Here is a 17224-nt window from a genome sequence, read left to right as displayed (position 1 = left end):
CCGCGACGGCTACGGGACGACCTCCCGGTCGGCGGCGGCGAGGAGCGTGCGGAGGGGGGCCGTGTCGGGCGTGTCGGCGATGGCCGCGTCGATGGCGTCATCCATGCCGTTCTCCCAGGCCGGGGGGAGAACGAGTCCGGGGCGGCCCGTCCAGGCGATGTCGGGGGCGGCGAGGCCGGACTCGATGAGACGGAGCTGGATGAGACCGGCCAGCCCGTCGAAGACCACGGGCCGGATGAAGTTGCGCGCCGACGCGCCGGTCAGGCGCCCCGCCTGCGGCGGCTTGGGGATACGGTCGGCGACCGCCATCCACAGCAGGCCGTGGTCGAAGGCGTCGAGCACGTCCTCCAGGGTGGGCAGATCGGTGTCCGTCACCGTCTCGGAGGACGCGCGGCGGGACGTACGGGCCGCGCCGTCCTGGTCCGGCGACTCCGCGCGCAGCGCCCTGGCGACCGCGAGCAGCAGCGGTCGGGACCAGCCCTCGGCATCCGCCGAGGCGCGGGCCATGACCAGGTCGTCCCAGGCCAGACGCGGGCGCTCGGCCGCCTCCGGGGGCAGCGTGCGCGCCTCCAGAGCGGCGAACACCTGACCCTGGTCCCGCAGCAGGGACAGCGCGTTCGCCTCCCCCTCAGCTTCATCCGTCGCACCGTCGGCGGGCAGCCGCTCGATCCGGGCTATCCGATCCTGGAGCGGCGGGTGGGAGTCGTACGGGTGCGGCTTCGGCGGACGCCGACCGTCCGCGAGCGCGGCGAGCCTCTCCCCCGGCCGGGCGGCGAGCAGTCGCGAGAATCCGCCGAGGACCTCGCCGACCGGAGGCAGCGCCCCCACGGGGCCGCCCATCCCGGCGTACGTGTCCACGTAGTGGTCGTACGCGGCGTCGATGACCGGCATGGCGCGCAGTGCGCCGACCGTCGCGTCACGGCCCGCGTACCGGGCGGCCGACTCATCGGCGGCGAACTCCTGCTGGCGGGCGACGGACTGCGAGGTCCGCAGGAACATCCGGGCGTAGCCGACGTAGACGGCCCCGACCACGTAATGCATCCGCGTGGTGCCCTCGCTGAACACCTCCACCGTGTGCAGTACGGCCGCCCGGCCGCGCAGGGTGAGGCCGCCGAGCCGGGTGTCGCGATTGCCGTAGTGGCCGAACTCATGCGCCAGAACGGCCCGCAGCCGGGGCACGGTCAGCCCCGCGAGCAGCGGCAGGCCCAGCAGCATACGGCGCCGCCCCGGCAACAGGCCCAGCAGACGGCTCTGTTCCGCCACCCCCGCGTTGACCTCGGAAACCAGGTACAGCTCGTCCGGCGCCCGCTCCCCCGCCACCTCCGCCGCCGCCCGCACCTGCTCCCACAACTCGGGCTGCTCCTGCGCCGTGACCGCCACCCCGCCCGGCTCCGACCCCAGCCGCCCGGCCCGCAGAAACGCCAGCATCCCCCGCACGATCGCCACCGCCACCAACGCCGTGACCATCAAAATCGTGCCCTCGAACCACGCCGCCCCCGCCGCGAACCACCGCGTCACCAGCAGCCAGTCCAGCGCCGCCATCGCCGCCAACAGCACAAACCCCAACAACACGAACCCGACCAGCAACACCAACGCGCGCACAGCACGCAGCCGGAACGTCATCGACAATCCCCCCACAGGACCAGCCCACCCCCACCGGCACACCCCGACAAGGCCCGCAGATCCTACCCCCCACCCCAAGCCCCCCCGATCCCCCGCCTCACCTGCCCCCCCCCGGACCGTCGGCCGCCGACGCACCGGAAGCAGCCGCACCCCCACCCACCCCCTCCGCCCACCCCCACGGACAGGCGGACGCCGACGTACCCAAGCCCACCCACCCCGCCCGGCAACCCCCACCGGACAGGCGAACACCGACGCACCCATGCCCACCCACCCCCCTCCGCCCACCCCCACCGGACCGTCGGACACCGACGCACCCGAGCCCACCCACCCCCCTCCCCGGCCACCCCCACCGGCGGGCGGACGCCGACGTACCGGGAGGGGACGGGCCGGGGTGCCCCCGCAGGGGGACGAACAGACAAGGGCTGGACGTCATCGAAGTGCGGACACGTTCGTCGCCCGAGGAGGTGCCCCGGACCGGCACCGACCCAGGCACAAGCGGCACCCGCAGACGAAGAAAGCACCCGCAGGGGTGGGCGGGCGGGAAAGACAAGCTAAAGGCTGCGCCACGCAGTGGGAACGGCGGCGGCCACATCCAACGCCGCAAGCGGCGCTCCCCCCGACCCCAGCCGCGCAGCGAGCCCATGCAGGTACGCCCCACAAGCAGCCGCGTCCATCGGCGCAAGCCCCGCCGCGAGCAACGACCCCGTAAGCCCGGACAGCACGTCCCCACTCCCCGCCGTCGCCAGCCACGCGACCCCCGTCGGATTGACGCGAACGGCCGCCCGGGGCGACGGCGAAGCCACCAACGTGGTGGCCCCCTTGAGCAGAACGGTGGCACCGAACCGCCCGGCCAGCCCCCGCACGGCGTCGAGGCGCCGCGCCTCGACCTCCTCCCGCGCCCAGCCGAGCAGCGCGGCGGCCTCCCCGGCGTGCGGGGTGAGGACGGTGGGGGCGCTCCGCTCCCGTACGGCGGCGGGCGAGAGGAAGCGCAAGGCGTCGGCGTCGACGAGGACCGGCACCGAGGTGGCGAGCACGTCGGTGACGGCCTGCCGCGCCTCCGGGGAGTCGCCGATGCCGGGCCCGACCACCCAGGACTGAACGCGCCCGGCGCTGTGCGGGGACCCGGTGGACACCAGCACCTCGGGGTGCCGGGCGAGCACGGCGTCGCCGCCGGGCCCGACGTAGCGCACCGCACCGGCGCCGCCCCGCAGCGCGCCGGAGACGGCGAGGACGGCGGCCCCCGGATACCGCCCGGACCCGGCGACGACGCCGACGACACCGCGCCGGTACTTGTCGCTCGACTCCCCCGGCCGCGGCAGCGCGGCGGCGACGTCCGCGTGCTGGAGCGCCTCCAGTTCGGGTTCGCCGAGGTACGGCCCGAGGCCGATGTCGACGAGCCGGGGCGCCCCGGCGAAGGTGGCGGCCGGGTCGACGAGCAGCCCCGGCTTGTACGTACCGAAGGTGACGGTCGCGTCGGCGTGCACGGCGTCCCCGAGGACTTCCCCGGTGTCGGCGTCGACGCCGCTGGGCAGGTCGACGGCGACGACGAGGGCGCGGGAGGCCCCGGCGGCCTCGGCGAGCGGTACGGCGCCGGGCCGCAGCCCGCCCTTGCCGCCGATGCCGACGATCCCGTCGAGCACGAGGTCGGCCCGCCCGATCAGCGCCTCGGCGTCCGCCGCGGCGGCGGCGCGGCCCCCGGCGGCCAGCAGGGCGGCGAGGCCCCCGCGGTGGGCGCGTTCGGGGGCCAGCAGCACGGCGTGCACGGCGGCGCCGCGGCGGGCCAGCCGGGCACCGGCGTACAGCGCGTCACCGCCGTTGTCGCCGCTCCCGGCGAGGACGACGACGCGCGCGCCGTACGTACGCCCGAGCAGGTCCCGGCACGCCGCCGCGAGCCCGGCCGCCGCGCGCTGCATGAGCGCGCCCTCGGGCAGCCGGGCCATCAACTCGCCCTCGGCGGCCCGTACGGTCTCCACCGCGTGCGCGTACCTCATGGAAAGTCCTCCGGCAGGGCTCGACGAAAACAGCCTCAACGGACACTACGCGCCCGGCGCGCACCCAGCCCCCCGACCAGGCGGACCGGCGCACCCAGCCCCCCGACCAGGCGCACCGGACGCGCCCGGCGCATCCGCCCGCGGGTCAGCCCTCCGCGATGACCACCGCGGACGCGACCCCGGCGTCATGGCTGAGGGAGACGTGCCAGCCGCGTACCCCCAGCTCCGCGGCCCGCGCGGCCACGGTCCCGGTGACGGTCAGCCGGGGCCGGCCGGACGGCTCCGTGGTGATCTCGGCGTCGAGCCAGTGCAGCCCGGCGGGGGCGCCCAGGGCTTTGGCGAGCGCTTCCTTGGCCGCGAACCGGGCGGCCAGCGAGGCGACACCGCGCCGCTCGCCGGTCGGCAGCAGCAGTTCGCCGGGGAGGAAGAGCCGGTCGGCCATGCCGGGCGTGCGCTCCAGGGCGGCGGCGAAGCGGTCGATCTCGGCGACGTCGATCCCGACCCCGACGATCACTGGCCATCCCCTTCGCCCGACGTGCCGTTCATGCCGGCCAGCTTAGGCCGTGCCCCCACCCGCCGTGCCCCCGGCCGCACGCCGCACCCCCGGCCGCGCTCCACACCCCGCCCGCGCGCCGCACCCCCCGCCCGCGCTCCGTACACGCACGTCTGGACAATGGGGCCCGTGCCGACGACCCCAGCCGCGACCAGCCCCTATGTCGACCTGACCCGCGAGGAGTGGAGTGCGCTGCGCGAGCGCACGCCGCTGCCGCTGACCGCCGAGGAGGTGGAGCGGCTGCGCGGCCTGGGCGACGTGATCGACCTGGACGAGGTGGTGGACGTCTATCTGCCGCTGTCCCGGCTGCTGAATCTGTACGTGGCCGCGCACAACCGGCTGCGCGGCGCGCTGAACACCTTCCTGGGGGACGCGGTGGGGGCGCCTCCGCCGAAGGCAGGGGGAGGGCACCACGCGCAGCCGGGGACGCCGTTCGTGATCGGGGTGGCGGGCAGTGTGGCGGTGGGCAAGTCGACCACGGCCCGGCTGCTCCAGGCGCTGCTGGCCCGCTGGCCCGAGCACCCGCGGGTCGAACTGGTCACCACCGACGGCTTCCTGCTGCCCAACGCGGAGCTGCACCGGCGCGGCCTGATGTCCCGCAAGGGCTTCCCCGAGTCGTACGACCGCCGCGCGCTGACCCGCTTCGTGGCGGACGTGAAGGCCGGCCGCGACGAGGTCACCGCGCCGGTCTACTCGCACCTGATCTACGACATCGTGCCCGGCGAGACGCTGACGGTGCGCCGCCCGGACATCCTCATCGTGGAGGGCCTGAACGTCCTCCAGCCGGCGCTGCCCGGCAAGGACGGCAGGACGAGGATCGGCCTGGCCGACCACTTCGACTTCAGCGTGTACGTGGACGCGCGCACCGAGGACATCGAGCAGTGGTACCTGGGACGGTTCAGGAAACTGCGCGAGACGGCCTTCCAGGACCCGCACTCGTACTTCCGCAAGTACACCCAGGTCTCGGAGGACGAGGCGCTGGAGTACGCCCGGCTGATGTGGCGCACCGTCAATCAGCCCAACTTGCAGCAGAATGTGCTGCCCACCCGCAGCCGGGCGACGCTGGTGCTCCGCAAGGGACCGGGGCACAAGGTGCAGCGCCTGTCGCTGCGCAAGCTCTGACGCCGGTCACCCGGCGCCGGTCACATGACGCGGCTCGCCCGACGCGGGCCGCCAGATGTCGAGGAAACGGGAGCCCCGCCGTGCTGCACCTGCGGATGATCGTGCCCGCCGACCGCACCGAGGAGGTCGCGCGACTGGTCGGCGCGACCCTCGGCGCCACCCATCTGACGGTGATGCGCGGCGCCGCGTACGACCCGCTCGGCGACGTGCTGACCTGCGACGTGGCACGGGAGGCGGCCGACGGCCTGCTGGTCGGGCTGCGTGAGCTGGGCGTGGCGGAGACCGGTTCGATCGCGGTCGAGAACATCGACCTGACGCTGTCGACGAGCGCGGAGAAGGCCGAGGAGGACGCGCCGGGCGAGGGCGCGGACGCGGTGCTGTGGGAGTCGCTGGTCGAGGAGACCCACGAGGAGTCGACGCTGACGGTCACGTACATCGCGTTCCTGACGGTGGCGACGATGCTGGCCGCGTACGGCGTGATGCTGGACAGCTCGATCCTGATCGTCGGCGCGATGGTGGTCGGGCCGGAGTTCGGGCCACTGGCCGGGATCTGTACGGGGGTGGTGCGGCGTCAGCGCCGCCTGGTGGGGCGGTCGGTGGCGGCGCTGCTGATCGGCTTCCCGGTGGCGATGCTGATCACCGGCGGGTTCAGCGACCTGATGAGCCTGTTCGGGCTGTTCACGCAGGCGCGGTTCGACGCGCCGCACCCGGCGACGGAGTTCATCTGGCAGCCGACGTGGGATTCGTTCGTCGTCGCGTTCCTCGCCGGGATCGCCGGAATCCTCTCCCTGACCTCGTCCAAGTCGGGCGCGCTGGTGGGCGTGGCGATCTCGGTGACGACGGTGCCGGCCGCCGCGAACGCCGCCCTGGGGATCAGCTACGCGGCCTGGGGCGAGGCGTGGGGTTCCACCTTGCAGCTCGTGATCAACCTGGCGGGCATCGCGGTGGCGGGCACGTTGACGCTGCTCGCCCAGAAGTGGCTCTGGGCGAAGCGGCACGTACCCGCCGCCTGACGACGTAGGGTCGGCCCCCGCGCGGGGCGGCTCAGCCCAGGGTGGACTTGACGACGTCGGCCAGCCGCCCGGCGACGGACTGGGCGTGGTCGATGTCGGCGGCCTCGACCATCACGCGCACCAGCGGCTCGGTGCCGGAGGGCCGCAGCAGGACCCGGCCGGTGGTGCCCAGCTCGGTCTCGGCCTCGGCGACGGCGGTCAGCAGCTCGGGCGTGGAGTCGACGCGGCTCTTGTCGACGTCCGGCACATTGACCAGCACCTGCGGCAGCCGCACCATGACCCCGGCCAGGTCGGCCAGGGTGCGCTTGGTGGCGGCGACGCGGGCGGCCAGCAGCAGACCGGTCAGGGTGCCGTCGCCGGTGGTGGCGTGGTCGAGCACGATGACGTGCCCGGACTGCTCGCCGCCGAGCGCGTACCCGTGCTCCTTCATCGCTTCCAGGACGTAGCGGTCGCCGACGGCGGTCTGCACCATCTCGATGCCTTCGCGTTCCATCGCCAGCTTGAAGCCGAGGTTGGACATCACGGTGCCGACGACGGTGTTCTCGCGCAGGGCGCCGCGCTCGCGCAGCGACAGGGCGAGGATCGCGAGGATCTGGTCGCCGTCGACCTCCTCACCGGTGGCGTCGACGGCCAGGCAGCGGTCGGCGTCGCCGTCGTGCGCGATGCCGAAGTCGGCGCCGTGCTCGACCACGGCGGCCTTCAGCAGCTCCAGGTGGGTGGAGCCGCAGCCGTCGTTGATGTTGAGCCCGTCGGGCTGGGCGCCGATGGTGATGATCTCGGCACCGGCGCGCGAGAACGCCTCGGGCGAGACGCGGGAGGCCGCGCCGTGCGCCTCGTCCAGGACGACCTTCAGGCCGTCGAGGCGGTTGGGCAGCACCGCGATGAGGTGGGCCACGTACTGGTCGAAGCCCTCGTCGTAGTCGCGGACCCGGCCGACGCCGCCGCCGGTCGGGCGGTTCCAGGGGGCGCCGGTGCGGTGCTCCTCGTAGATCGCCTCGATCCGCTCCTCCAGCTCGTCGTCGAGCTTGTGGCCGCCGCGCGCCAGGAACTTCACGCCGTTGTCCGGCATCGCGTTGTGGCTCGCGGAGAGCATCACGCCGAGGTCGGCGCCCAGCGCGCCGGTGAGATACGCCACCGCCGGGGTGGGCAGCACACCGACCCGCAGGACGTCCACGCCCGCGCTCGCGAGGCCCGCCACGACGGCCGCCTCCAGGAATTCGCCCGAGGCGCGCGGGTCGCGCCCCACGACCGCCACCGGCCGGTGGCCCGCGAAGCTGCCCGCTTCGCCGAGCACGTGTGCCGCCGCGACCGACAGGCCGAGAGCAAGCTCGGCGGTGAGGTCGGCGTTGGCCATGCCCCGCACGCCGTCGGTGCCGAAGAGTCGTCCCACAGTGTTTCCTCCGATGATCCGTGCGGTCGTGCGGCCGTCCCGGGACACGACGATCCCTGTGCCGCCGGGCCTCCCGTGCCCCGCGGTCCGCGCCCCCGGTGCGGGGACATGGCTCCACCATCCAGGGCTCAGAGCCATATCAACAGACAAATGTGCCGATTCCCAGGAATGCGAACGCCTCGGAGGCACAAAGTGTCTCCGAGGCGTTCGATGCGCCCGGCGCGGGTTTGGTTCCCGCGCCGGAGGCGACTTAGCGCTTGCTGAACTGCGGGGCCTTGCGGGCCTTCTTCAGACCGGCCTTCTTCCGCTCGACCGCGCGGTCGTCACGGGTCAGGAAGCCGGCCTTCTTCAGCGGGCCGCGGTTGTTGTCCACGTCCGCCTCGTTGAGCGCGCGGGCGACGCCCAGGCGCAGGGCACCGGCCTGGCCGGAGATGCCGCCGCCGCTGATGCGGGCCACGACGTCGTACCGGTTGTCCAGCTCGAGCACCTTGAAGGGCTCGTTGACTTCCTGCTGGTGCACCTTGTTGGGGAAGTAGCCCTCAAGGGTGCGGCCGTTGATCTTCCACTTGCCGCTGCCCGGAACGATCCGGACACGGGCGATGGACTGCTTGCGGCGGCCGGTGCCGGCGGCCGGCTGCGGGTCGCCGAAGCGCGAGGCGAGCGACTCGGAGGTGTACTCCGACTCGGGGGTCTCGGACTCGAAGGTCGTGATCTCCTCGAAGGTCTCTTCACCCTCGACGACGGTCTCGGCAGTGGTCTCAGCCACGATTCTCCTCAGATTCTTTCTGGTAGCTGGTGGCCGGTACTACTGCGCGACCTGGGTGATCTCGAACGGCACCGGCTGCTGGGCAGCGTGCGGGTGCTGGTCGCCCGAGTAGACCTTCAGCTTCGAGAGCATCTGACGGCCCAGGGTGTTCTTCGGGAGCATGCCCTTGATGGCCTTCTCCACGGCCTTCTCCGGGTTCTTGTCGAGCAGCTCGTCGTAGCGCACGGAGCGCAGGCCGCCCGGGTACCCGGAGTGGCGGTACGCCATCTTCTGGGTCTTCTTGTTGCCCGACAGGTGCACCTTGTCGGCGTTGATGATGATGACGAAGTCACCGGTGTCGACGTGCGGGGCGTAGATGGGCTTGTGCTTGCCCCGCAGGAGGGTCGCGGCCTGGGTGGCCAGACGGCCCAGGACAACGTCCTGCGCGTCGATTACGTGCCACTGGCGGGTGACATCGCCGGGCTTGGGGCTGAACGTACGCACGGTCGCCTTCGCTTCTTCAGTGATGGTGTCTCCACGAGCCCGTGAGGGGCCGGGGAAACGGGTCCTTGTACAAGGCCACCCGGACGATCAGGCCAGCCCTGGCGGCATTCGGGGACGCAACCCGTCTGCCTGCCGCTGGTCATCGGCCCGGTGGACCGGCGTAAGGGCCCCTCACGTGAGATAGAGCAAGCCAATACGCATAACGACATCGAAGAATACCCGCGCGCCCCCGTACGGGTCAAAACGCGTCGGATTCCCGGGCCGGGAGGGGCCGTTCGGGACCCGTGGGGACCGGGCGTCCGCCGGGCCCTACCGCTTGCGCTCGACCCGCCGCTCGTCCCAGACCGGCTCGATGGACTCCCTGACCAGACCGTCGGACCCGAAGACCAGATAGCGGTCGAAACTGCGCGCGAACCACCGGTCGTGCGTCACCGCGAGCACCGTGCCGTCATACGACTCCAGGCCCTCCTGAAGGGCCTCGGCGCTCTCCAGGTCGAGGTTGTCCGTGGGCTCGTCCAGCAGCAGCGCGGTGGTCCCGGCCAGCTCCATGAGCAGGATCTGGAAGCGGGCCTGCTGCCCGCCGGAGAGCTTGTCGAAGGGCTGGTCGCCCTGCCGCTCCAGCTCGTACCGCCGCAGGACGCCCATGGCGCGGCCCCGGTCGTGCGCGTGGTCGCCCCACAGGATGTCGACCAGGGTGCGGCCGAGCAGTTCCGGGTGCGCGTGGGTCTGCGCGAAGTGGCCGGGCACCACCCGCGCGCCGAGCTTGAACGCCCCGGTGTGCGCGACGCTCCCGTCCCCGGCGAGCAGCCGCAGGAAGTGCGACTTCCCCGAGCCGTTGGAGCCGAGCACCGCGACCCGCTCGCCGTAGTAGACCTCCAGGTCGAACGGCTTCATCAGACCGGTCAGCTCCAGCTTCTCGCAGGTCACCGCCCGTACGCCGGTACGTCCGCCGCGCAGCCGCATCCGGATGTCCTGCTCGCGCGGCGGCTCCTGCGGGGCGCCCGCGTCCTCGAACCGCTTCAGCCGGGTCTGCGCCGCGTGGTAGCGGGACGCCATATCGGGGCTGTTCGCCGCCTGCTGGCGCAGCCGCAGCACCATCGCCTTGAGCTTGGCGTGCTCCTCCTCCCAGCGCCGCCGCAGCTCCTCGAAGCGCGCGAAGCGCTCCTTGCGGGCCTCGTGGAAGGTGTCGAAACCGCCGCCGTGCACCCACACCGTGGACCCGGCCGGGCCGGTCTCGACGGCGACGATCTTCTGCGCGCTGCGGGCCAGCAGCTCCCGGTCGTGGCTGACGAACAGCACCGTCTTCTTGGTGAGGGCGAGCTGCTCCTCCAGCCAGCGCTTGCCCGGCACGTCCAGGTAGTTGTCCGGCTCGTCGAGCAGCAGCGTCTCGTCGGGGCCGCGCAGCAGGGCCTCCAGAACCAGCCGTTTCTGCTCACCGCCCGAGAGCGTCTTCACCTCGCGCCACTGCGCCCGCTCGTACGGCACGCCGAGCGCGGCCATCGTGCACATGTCCCACAGGGTCTCGGCCTCGTAGCCGCGCGCCTCGGCCCATTCGGCCAGGGCGTGCGCGTACGCCATCTGCGCCGGTTCGTCGTCCTGCGCCATGATCGCCAGCTCGGCCGCGTCGACCGCCTTGGCGGCGGTCCGGATCCGCGGGTGCGCGACGGAGACCAGCAGGTCACGTACGGTGCGGTCGTCGCGGACGCTGCCGACGAACTGCCGCATCACGCCGAGGCCGCCGCTGACCGTGACCGTGCCGCCGTGCGGCTTGATCTCGCCGGAGATCAGCCGCAGCAGCGTGGTCTTGCCCGCGCCGTTGGCGCCGACCAGCGCGACCACGGCGCCGTCGCCCACCCGGAACGAGACGTCGCCGAGCAGCGCCCGCCCATCCGGCAGGTAGTACTCCAAGTGCGCTGCTTCCACATGTCCCATGTCCTGGATTCTCCCTGTGGGGCGCGATCCGCCCCAACTCGTTTTCGTGAGGTCTCCACCGGCGCGTTCACCGGTGCGTTCTCCGGTGTGTTCACCGGAATATGTGCGCGGCCTGACCGGCAATATGATGCGCGGCATGACTGATGGGCCCGGACAGCAGCCGCAGCCTCCGCAGGAACCCCCCACGAGCGCCCCCGAGGGCGAGCGCGAGGTCCTTGAGGGACGCGTCATCCCCTCTCGGCCCCAGCCGCGCCACGCCGCCGCCCAGGCACCACCGCAGCAGCCGTCGCCGTACGACGCGCAGGCGCCGCAGGGCCCGCAGCCGCCGTCGGGCCCGGCCGCCGACCAGCCGGCCGGGCCGCCGGGGGGCTACGCGGACGACCCGCGGCGCGGGTTCCGCCACGAGCCGGGACAGTCGCAGCCGCAGGCGCCGTCGTCCGGTCCCGCGTGGTCGCCGCAGGCCGAGCAGCCGGGCGCGTACCAGGTACGGCCCGGCGTCCCCGGCCAGGGCGCGGCCCGGCCGCACGCCTCGCTGCCGCCCGCCGCCGCGGCGCCGGGTGCCGCCGAGACCCCCGCGGCTCCCGCGCCGCCGCCCGGCCCCGCCCCCGCGCGGCCCACCGGCCCGACAGGCCCGCGGCCGGCCGCCCAGGCCGCGCCCCGGAGCACGCCCCAGGCCCCCGCCCAGGGCGCACCCCGAAGCCCGTCGCAGAGCCCCCAGGGCGCCCCGCAGGGCGCGCCCGGCATGGGCACCCACCGTCAGCCCTTCCCGCGCCAGCAGCGCGGCGCGGGACAGCGTCGGCAAGGGGCGCACACGCCCGCCTCAGGGCCGGGCGGCCCGCCCTCGGGCGGGACACCCGACTGGGGCGCGCTCGCCGAGCAGCAGGCCGCCAGCGGCGCCAAGCGGCGCAAGCTGATGATGCTCGGCGGCGGGATCGTCGCCGTCGCGGTGATAGCGGGCGGCGTCGCCACCGCCGTCGTCATGTCGGGCGGCTCGGACGACGAGCCGGTGGCCGGGCCGTCCTCGGCCACCAGCGGCGCCACGTCGCAGTCGCCGCTGCCGCCCGCGCCCTCGTTCTCCTCGGTCGCTCCCCCGCCGCCGCCCAACCCGCTGGACTTCATCTCCACCGCCGCCAAGGACACCGCCCCGATCACCGTGGGCGGCCTCTTCCCCGGCAAGCAGTTCCGGATCGGCGGCAACGTCTACTCCCAGACCGCCGCCGCCACCACCGCCAAGTGCGCCGACGGCGCCCGCAGCGAGCTGGCCGCCGCCCTCACCGCCAACGGCTGCCGCAAGCTGATCCGCGCCACCTACGTACGCGGCGGCGTGGCCGTCACCGTCGGCGTCGCCGTCTTCGACGACACCGCCCACGCGGCGAAGGTGCAGAAGACCGCCCACTACCTCGGCCCGCTCAACGGCGGCGGCATCAAGGACTTCTGCCACGCCGTCGCCTGCCAGATGACGTCCAACGCCGTCGGCCGCTACGCCTACTTCACCATCTCCGGCTTCAGGACCGGCAAGACCCTCACCAAGGCCGACACCACCGCCAGGCAGGCCGCCAACGACGCCTCCGACTTCGCCTTCCAGCGCGTCATCCAGCGCGGCCGCGACGCCGCGAGCGCCGCTACCCCTTGACGGCGGCGGCGGGCGCGGCGGGGGCGCACGGCAGGGTCCGTCTGTTGCGGGCCTCCACCGAGCGGGCGGCCAGCTGGTCGTCCGCCGGGTAGCCGACCTCTTCCAGGGTGAGGCCGTGCGGACGCAGGACCTTGACGGCGGAGTGGCGCTCGCGCCCGGCCAGGACCTCGCCGGGGAAGCCGACCGGGCGGTGGCCGTCACCGACCAGGATCATCGCGCCGATCAGCGCGCGCACCATGTTGTGGCAGAAGGCGTCGGCGCGGACCGTGGCGACCGCGAGACCGTCGGCCGTACGCTCCCAGCGCAGGTCGAGCAGGGTGCGGATGGTCGTGGCGCCCTCGCGCTTCTTGCAGTACGCGGCGAAGTCGTGCTCGCCGAGCAGGAGTTCGGCCGCCGCGTTCATCCGGTCGACGTCCACCGGACGGTCGTGCCACAGCACGTGGCCGCGCAGCAGCGGGTCCACACCGCCGGGGTGGTCGCCGACGCGGTAGGCGTACCGCCGCCAGACCGCCGAGAACCGCGCGTTGAACCCGGCGGGTGCCGCCGAGACGTCCCAGACGCGTACGTCCCACGGCAGCCGTCCGGCCAGCCGCCGGCGCAGATTGCCGCCCTCGGCCGCCCACACGTCCGCGGGCAGGTCCACGTGCGCCACCTGCCCGCGCGCGTGCACCCCGGCGTCGGTGCGCCCCGCGACGGTCAGCTCCACCGGCTCCGCCATCCGCAGCACCGTCGGGATCGCCGCCTCCAACTCCCCCTGCACGGTCCGCCGGGTGCGCTGCTTGGCCCACCCGGAGAAGTCCGTACCGTCGTAGGCCAGATCCAGCCGCACCCGTACGGCGCCGGGCGCCACCTCGTCGCTCACGCGCGCATTCCTCTCAGCGGGATCAGGGAACTCTGGGGACTCTGGGGACTCTGGGGACTTCGGGGGCCGGGATCGCGGGGACCAGCGGAACGGGCCCGTACCCCTCCGGCAGAGGGGTACGGGCCCGCGGGGTCGCTCCCGGGGTCTCAGAACGCTCAGGCGTCCTTGGACTCCTTGGGCTCCTCGTCGGCCGGAGCGGCGTCCTCGACCGCGTCGTCCGCGGTCTCGGGCGTGGCGTCCGCCGGCTCGGAGTCCTTCTTGAGGTCGGCCAGAGCCTCGTCACCGGCGCGGTCCTTGGCGGAACGCTTGGTGGCGGCCTCGGCCTCGCCCGTGGCGGCCTGCGCCACGGTCAGCGCCTCGACCAGCTCGATGACGGCCATCGGCGCGTTGTCGCCGCGGCGGTTACCGACCTTGGTGATCCGGGTGTAGCCACCCGGGCGGTTCTCGTACCGCGGCGCGATCTCGGTGAAGAGCGTGTGGACGACGCTCTTGTCCGTGATCGTCTGCAGCACCTGGCGACGGTTGTGCATGTCGCCCTTCTTCGCCTTCGTGATCAGCCGCTCCGCGACCGGACGCAGACGGCGCGCCTTGGCCTCGGTGGTCTTGATCCTGCCGTGCTCGAACAGCGACTTCGCGAGGTTCGCGAGCAGCAGCTTCTCGTGCGCGGCGCCGCCGCCGAGGCGGGCACCCTTCGCGGGCTGAGGCATGGTCTTTCTCCTTCTCCGCTGCACCGGCCGTACGAGGTACCGATGTCAGTGCGAACTGGCGGCTGCCAGCTCGATGGGGGTCCGGGGCGGGCCCCGGTGCCCTCCCCGTTCGGTGCGAACCGGGAAGGCGCCCGGCGACGGCCGGGACCAGGGGTCCCGGCCGCGCCGGAGGCGATCAGTACTGCTCGGTCTCCACGAAACCGGCGTCCACGTCGTCGTCGGCGCCGAAGGCGTCGGCGGCGGCGGTGGGGTCGAATCCGGGCGGGCTGTCCTTGAGGGCCAGGCCCATGCCGGCCAGCTTCGCCTTGACCTCGTCGATCGACTTCGCGCCGAAGTTGCGGATGTCGAGCAGGTCGGCCTCGGAGCGTGCCACGAGCTCACCCACGGAGTGGATGCCCTCGCGCTTGAGGCAGTTGTAGGAGCGGACGGTGAGTTCCAGCTCCTCGATCGGCAGCGCCAGGTCAGCGGCCAGGGCGGCGTCCGTGGGGGACGGGCCCATGTCGATGCCCTCGGCGTCGACGTTCAGCTCGCGGGCCAGGCCGAACAACTCGACCAGGGTCTTGCCCGCGGACGCCATGGCGTCACGGGGGCGCATGGCCTGCTTGGTCTCGACGTCGACGATCAGCTTGTCGAAGTCGGTGCGCTGCTCGACACGGGTCGCCTCGACCTTGTAGGTGACCTTGAGCACCGGGCTGTAGATGGAGTCGACCGGGATGCGGCCGATCTCCTGGCCCTGCTGCTTGTTCTGCACCGCGGAGACGTAGCCGCGACCGCGCTCGACGGTCAGCTCCATCTCCAGCTTGCCCTTGGCGTTCAGCGTCGCCAGGACCAGGTCGGGGTTGTGCACCTCGACACCGGCCGGGGGCGCGATGTCGGCGGCGGTGACGACACCCGGGCCCTGCTTGCGCAGGTACATCACGACCGGCTCGTCGTGCTCCGAGGAGACGACGAGCTGCTTGATGTTGAGGATGACGTCGGTCACGTCCTCCTTGACGCCCGGCACGGTGGTGAACTCGTGCAGGACACCGTCGACCCGGATGCTGGTGACAGCGGCACCGGGGATCGAGGAGAGGAGCGTACGGCGGAGCGAGTTGCCGAGGGTGTAGCCGAAGCCCGGCTCCAGCGGCTCGATCACGAACCGGGAGCGGAATTCGTCGACGACCTCTTCGGTCAACGAGGGACGCTGAGCGATCAGCATGAGTGTCGGTCCTTCATTCGTGGGCGCCCGCTATTTGACGCCCCCTGTACTACGAGGATACGGGCGGTACGACGGTCGCCCGTCGTACCGCCCGGCATCGCCTCGGTCCGTACGCCGAAGTAATTGCTTACTTCGAGTACAGCTCGACGATGAGCTGCTCCTGCACCTGGGTGTCGATCACCTGGCGCTCGGGCAGGCTGTGCACGAGGATCCGCAGCTTGCCGGCGTTGGCTTCGAGCCACGCGGGCACGGTCTTGTCGCCGGCCTCGCCCTGGGCCACCGCGAACGGGGTCAGGTTGCGGGACGACTCGCGGACCTCGACGATGTCGCTCACGGACACACGGGCCGACGGGATGTCGGTCTTGCGGCCGTTGACGGTGATGTGTCCGTGACGGACGAGCTGCCGCGCGTGGTCGCGGGACTTGGCGAAGCCGGCCCGGTACACCACGTTGTCGAGGCGGGTCTCAAGGATGCGCAGAAGGTTCTCACCGGTCTTGCCGGACTTCTGGTTCGCTTCCTTGTAGTAGTTCACGAACTGCTTCTCGAGGACACCGTAGATGCGCGCGCACTTCTGCTTCTCACGAAGCTGGAGAAGGTACTCGCTGTCCTTGGTGCGCCCGCGTCCGTGCTCACCCGGGGGGTAAGGACGGATCTCGATCGGGCACTTCGCGCTCTCGCACTTGCTCCCCTTGAGGAAGAGCTTCTGCTTCTCCCGACGGCAACGCTTGCAGTCGGCCCCGGTGTAACGCGCCATTGTCTCGTGTCTCCTGTATCAGCTTGTCAGACGCGGCGGCGCTTGGGCGGGCGGCAGCCGTTGTGCGGGGTCGGGGTGACGTCCTGGATCGAACCGACCTCGAGGCCCGTGGCCTGGAGGGAGCGGATCGCGGTCTCGCGGCCGGAGCCGGGACCCTTCACGAAGACGTCGACCTTGCGCATGCCGTGCTCCTGCGCCCGGCGGGCGGCCGACTCGGCGGCCATCTGCGCGGCGAAGGGGGTGGACTTGCGCGAGCCCTTGAAGCCGACGTGGCCGGCGGAGGCCCAGGAGATCACGTTGCCCGCGGGGTCGGTGATCGAGACGATCGTGTTGTTGAACGTGCTCTTGATGTGGGCGTGCCCATGAGCGACGTTCTTCTTTTCCTTGCGGCGCACCTTCTTGGCTGCGCCCTGACGGCCCTTAGGAGGCATGTGTCAACTTCTCCCGGTGGAGGTGGTCGGTCCTACAGCGAAGACCGCTGATGAGCGTCCGCTGAGGACTACTTCTTGCCCGGCTTCTTCTTACCGGCGATGGCGCGACGCGGACCCTTGCGGGTACGGGCGTTGGTGTGAGTGCGCTGACCGTGGACCGGCAGGCCACGACGGTGGCGCAGACCCTGGTAGCAGCCGATTTCCACCTTGCGGCGGATGTCGGCCTGCACCTCGCGACGGAGGTCACCCTCGGTCTTGAAGTTGGCATCGACGTACTCGCGCAGCTTGACGAGGTCTTCCTCGGCCAGGTCGCGGACGCGGATGTCGGGGTTCACACCGGTCTCCTTCAGCACCTGCTGGGAGCGGGAGCGCCCGATGCCGAAGACGTAGGTGAGGGCGATCTCCACGCGCTTCTCACGCGGGAGGTCAACGCCTGAAAGGCGTGCCATTTTCTTGGCTCCTGATGGTTTCGGAGGTCTTCCGCAGTGCCGGCTCCTGACCGCCGACCGCTCGTGTGCTGAGCGGTGGTACGACCAGGTCCCCGGCCTCCGCCGGAGGTGTCATCCCCTTGTGGCAGGAGATGGGCACTGCGTATGTACGTGTGTGCGTCGCGCGAAGTTCTGCGGATGCAGGTAGGTCGGCGTGCGTCAGCCCTGGCGCTGCTTGTGGCGCAGGTTGTCGCAGATGACCATGACCCGGCCGTGACGGCGGATCACCTTGCACTTGTCGCAGATCTTCTTGACGCTCGGCTTGACCTTCATGAGGT

At 72.3% G+C, this 17224-nt stretch carries 17 protein-coding genes; 3 read left to right on the top strand and 14 right to left on the bottom strand.

From position 1 onward, the window contains the following. Positions 1-9: 9 nt before the first annotated feature. The 3 genes from ACZ4EF_RS17275 to ACZ4EF_RS17265 all read right to left on the bottom strand — a co-directional run bounded on the left by ACZ4EF_RS17275 (position 10) and on the right by ACZ4EF_RS17265 (position 4128). A complete protein-coding gene (locus ACZ4EF_RS17275; protein ID WP_467505119.1) occupies positions 10-1623 on the bottom strand; it encodes a M48 family metallopeptidase in 1614 nt (537 codons plus the stop codon). 551 nt (positions 1624-2174) lie between these two features. Beyond that, positions 2175-3614 (bottom strand): NAD(P)H-hydrate dehydratase, encoded by a 1440-nt coding sequence (locus tag ACZ4EF_RS17270; protein ID WP_467505117.1) that lies wholly within the window; start codon positions 3612-3614, stop codon positions 2175-2177. A gap of 145 nt (positions 3615-3759) precedes the next feature. Beyond that, positions 3760-4128, bottom strand: a complete 369-nt coding sequence (locus ACZ4EF_RS17265) for a holo-ACP synthase (RefSeq protein ID WP_355340163.1) — start codon at positions 4126-4128, stop codon at positions 3760-3762. A 159-nt stretch (positions 4129-4287) separates the two neighbouring features. Here ACZ4EF_RS17265 and coaA point away from each other — a divergent pair, with 159 nt between their 5' ends. Together coaA and ACZ4EF_RS17255 are read left to right on the top strand one after the other, a co-directional pair. Continuing rightward, positions 4288-5289, top strand: a complete 1002-nt coding sequence (coaA, locus tag ACZ4EF_RS17260; protein WP_391050427.1) for a type I pantothenate kinase — start codon at positions 4288-4290, stop codon at positions 5287-5289. Positions 5290-5369: 80 nt separating this feature from the next. Beyond that, complete coding sequence (locus ACZ4EF_RS17255) at positions 5370-6302, top strand: DUF389 domain-containing protein (RefSeq protein ID WP_467505114.1); 933 nt, start codon at positions 5370-5372, stop codon at positions 6300-6302. 31 nt (positions 6303-6333) lie between these two features. Here the strand turns inward: ACZ4EF_RS17255 and glmM are convergent, their stop codons facing one another. The 4 genes from glmM to ACZ4EF_RS17235 all read right to left on the bottom strand — a co-directional run bounded on the left by glmM (position 6334) and on the right by ACZ4EF_RS17235 (position 10873). Then, a complete protein-coding gene (glmM, locus tag ACZ4EF_RS17250; protein ID WP_355340172.1) occupies positions 6334-7692 on the bottom strand; it encodes a phosphoglucosamine mutase in 1359 nt (452 codons plus the stop codon). Positions 7693-7942: 250 nt separating this feature from the next. Beyond that, positions 7943-8458, bottom strand: coding sequence for a 30S ribosomal protein S9 (rpsI, locus tag ACZ4EF_RS17245; RefSeq protein ID WP_188283331.1), 516 nt, complete (start codon positions 8456-8458; stop codon positions 7943-7945). A gap of 39 nt (positions 8459-8497) precedes the next feature. Continuing rightward, positions 8498-8941: a 50S ribosomal protein L13 gene (gene rplM, locus ACZ4EF_RS17240; RefSeq protein WP_355340175.1), complete on the bottom strand. Its 444-nt coding sequence runs from the start codon at positions 8939-8941 to the stop codon at positions 8498-8500. 309 nt (positions 8942-9250) lie between these two features. Next, a complete protein-coding gene (locus tag ACZ4EF_RS17235; RefSeq protein WP_467505112.1) occupies positions 9251-10873 on the bottom strand; it encodes an ABC-F family ATP-binding cassette domain-containing protein in 1623 nt (540 codons plus the stop codon). Positions 10874-11009: 136 nt separating this feature from the next. On the opposite strand from ACZ4EF_RS17235, the gene ACZ4EF_RS17230 reads away from it, so the two are divergent. Next, the gene (locus ACZ4EF_RS17230) at positions 11010-12506 is read left to right on the top strand and encodes a hypothetical protein (RefSeq protein WP_467505110.1); all 1497 of its coding nucleotides are present in this window, start codon (positions 11010-11012) and stop codon (positions 12504-12506) included. Here the strand turns inward: ACZ4EF_RS17230 and truA are convergent. From truA to rpmJ, 7 genes are all read right to left on the bottom strand, one after another. Then, a complete protein-coding gene (gene truA / locus ACZ4EF_RS17225; protein ID WP_467505108.1) occupies positions 12496-13368 on the bottom strand; it encodes a tRNA pseudouridine(38-40) synthase TruA in 873 nt (290 codons plus the stop codon). The two genes, ACZ4EF_RS17230 and truA, sit on opposite strands and share 11 nt — an antisense overlap. Positions 13369-13523: 155 nt before the next feature. Then, the gene (gene rplQ, locus ACZ4EF_RS17220; protein ID WP_355340186.1) at positions 13524-14075 is read right to left on the bottom strand and encodes a 50S ribosomal protein L17; all 552 of its coding nucleotides are present in this window, start codon (positions 14073-14075) and stop codon (positions 13524-13526) included. A gap of 175 nt (positions 14076-14250) precedes the next feature. Continuing rightward, positions 14251-15273 (bottom strand): DNA-directed RNA polymerase subunit alpha, encoded by a 1023-nt coding sequence (locus tag ACZ4EF_RS17215; protein WP_033177813.1) that lies wholly within the window; start codon positions 15271-15273, stop codon positions 14251-14253. 127 nt (positions 15274-15400) lie between these two features. After that, positions 15401-16027: a 30S ribosomal protein S4 gene (gene rpsD, locus ACZ4EF_RS17210; protein WP_355340190.1), complete on the bottom strand. Its 627-nt coding sequence runs from the start codon at positions 16025-16027 to the stop codon at positions 15401-15403. A gap of 26 nt (positions 16028-16053) precedes the next feature. Then, complete coding sequence (gene rpsK, locus ACZ4EF_RS17205) at positions 16054-16458, bottom strand: 30S ribosomal protein S11 (protein WP_006376016.1); 405 nt, start codon at positions 16456-16458, stop codon at positions 16054-16056. A gap of 68 nt (positions 16459-16526) precedes the next feature. Next, a complete protein-coding gene (gene rpsM, locus ACZ4EF_RS17200; protein ID WP_188284659.1) occupies positions 16527-16907 on the bottom strand; it encodes a 30S ribosomal protein S13 in 381 nt (126 codons plus the stop codon). A gap of 198 nt (positions 16908-17105) precedes the next feature. Continuing rightward, complete coding sequence (rpmJ, locus tag ACZ4EF_RS17195; protein WP_003956441.1) at positions 17106-17219, bottom strand: 50S ribosomal protein L36; 114 nt, start codon at positions 17217-17219, stop codon at positions 17106-17108. Positions 17220-17224 lie beyond the last annotated feature (5 nt).

Source organism: Streptomyces sp. NPDC025721 (genome assembly GCF_055558595.1).
Note: the sequence above shows the minus strand (reverse complement) of the source record. Positions and strands in the feature narration are given on the sequence as shown.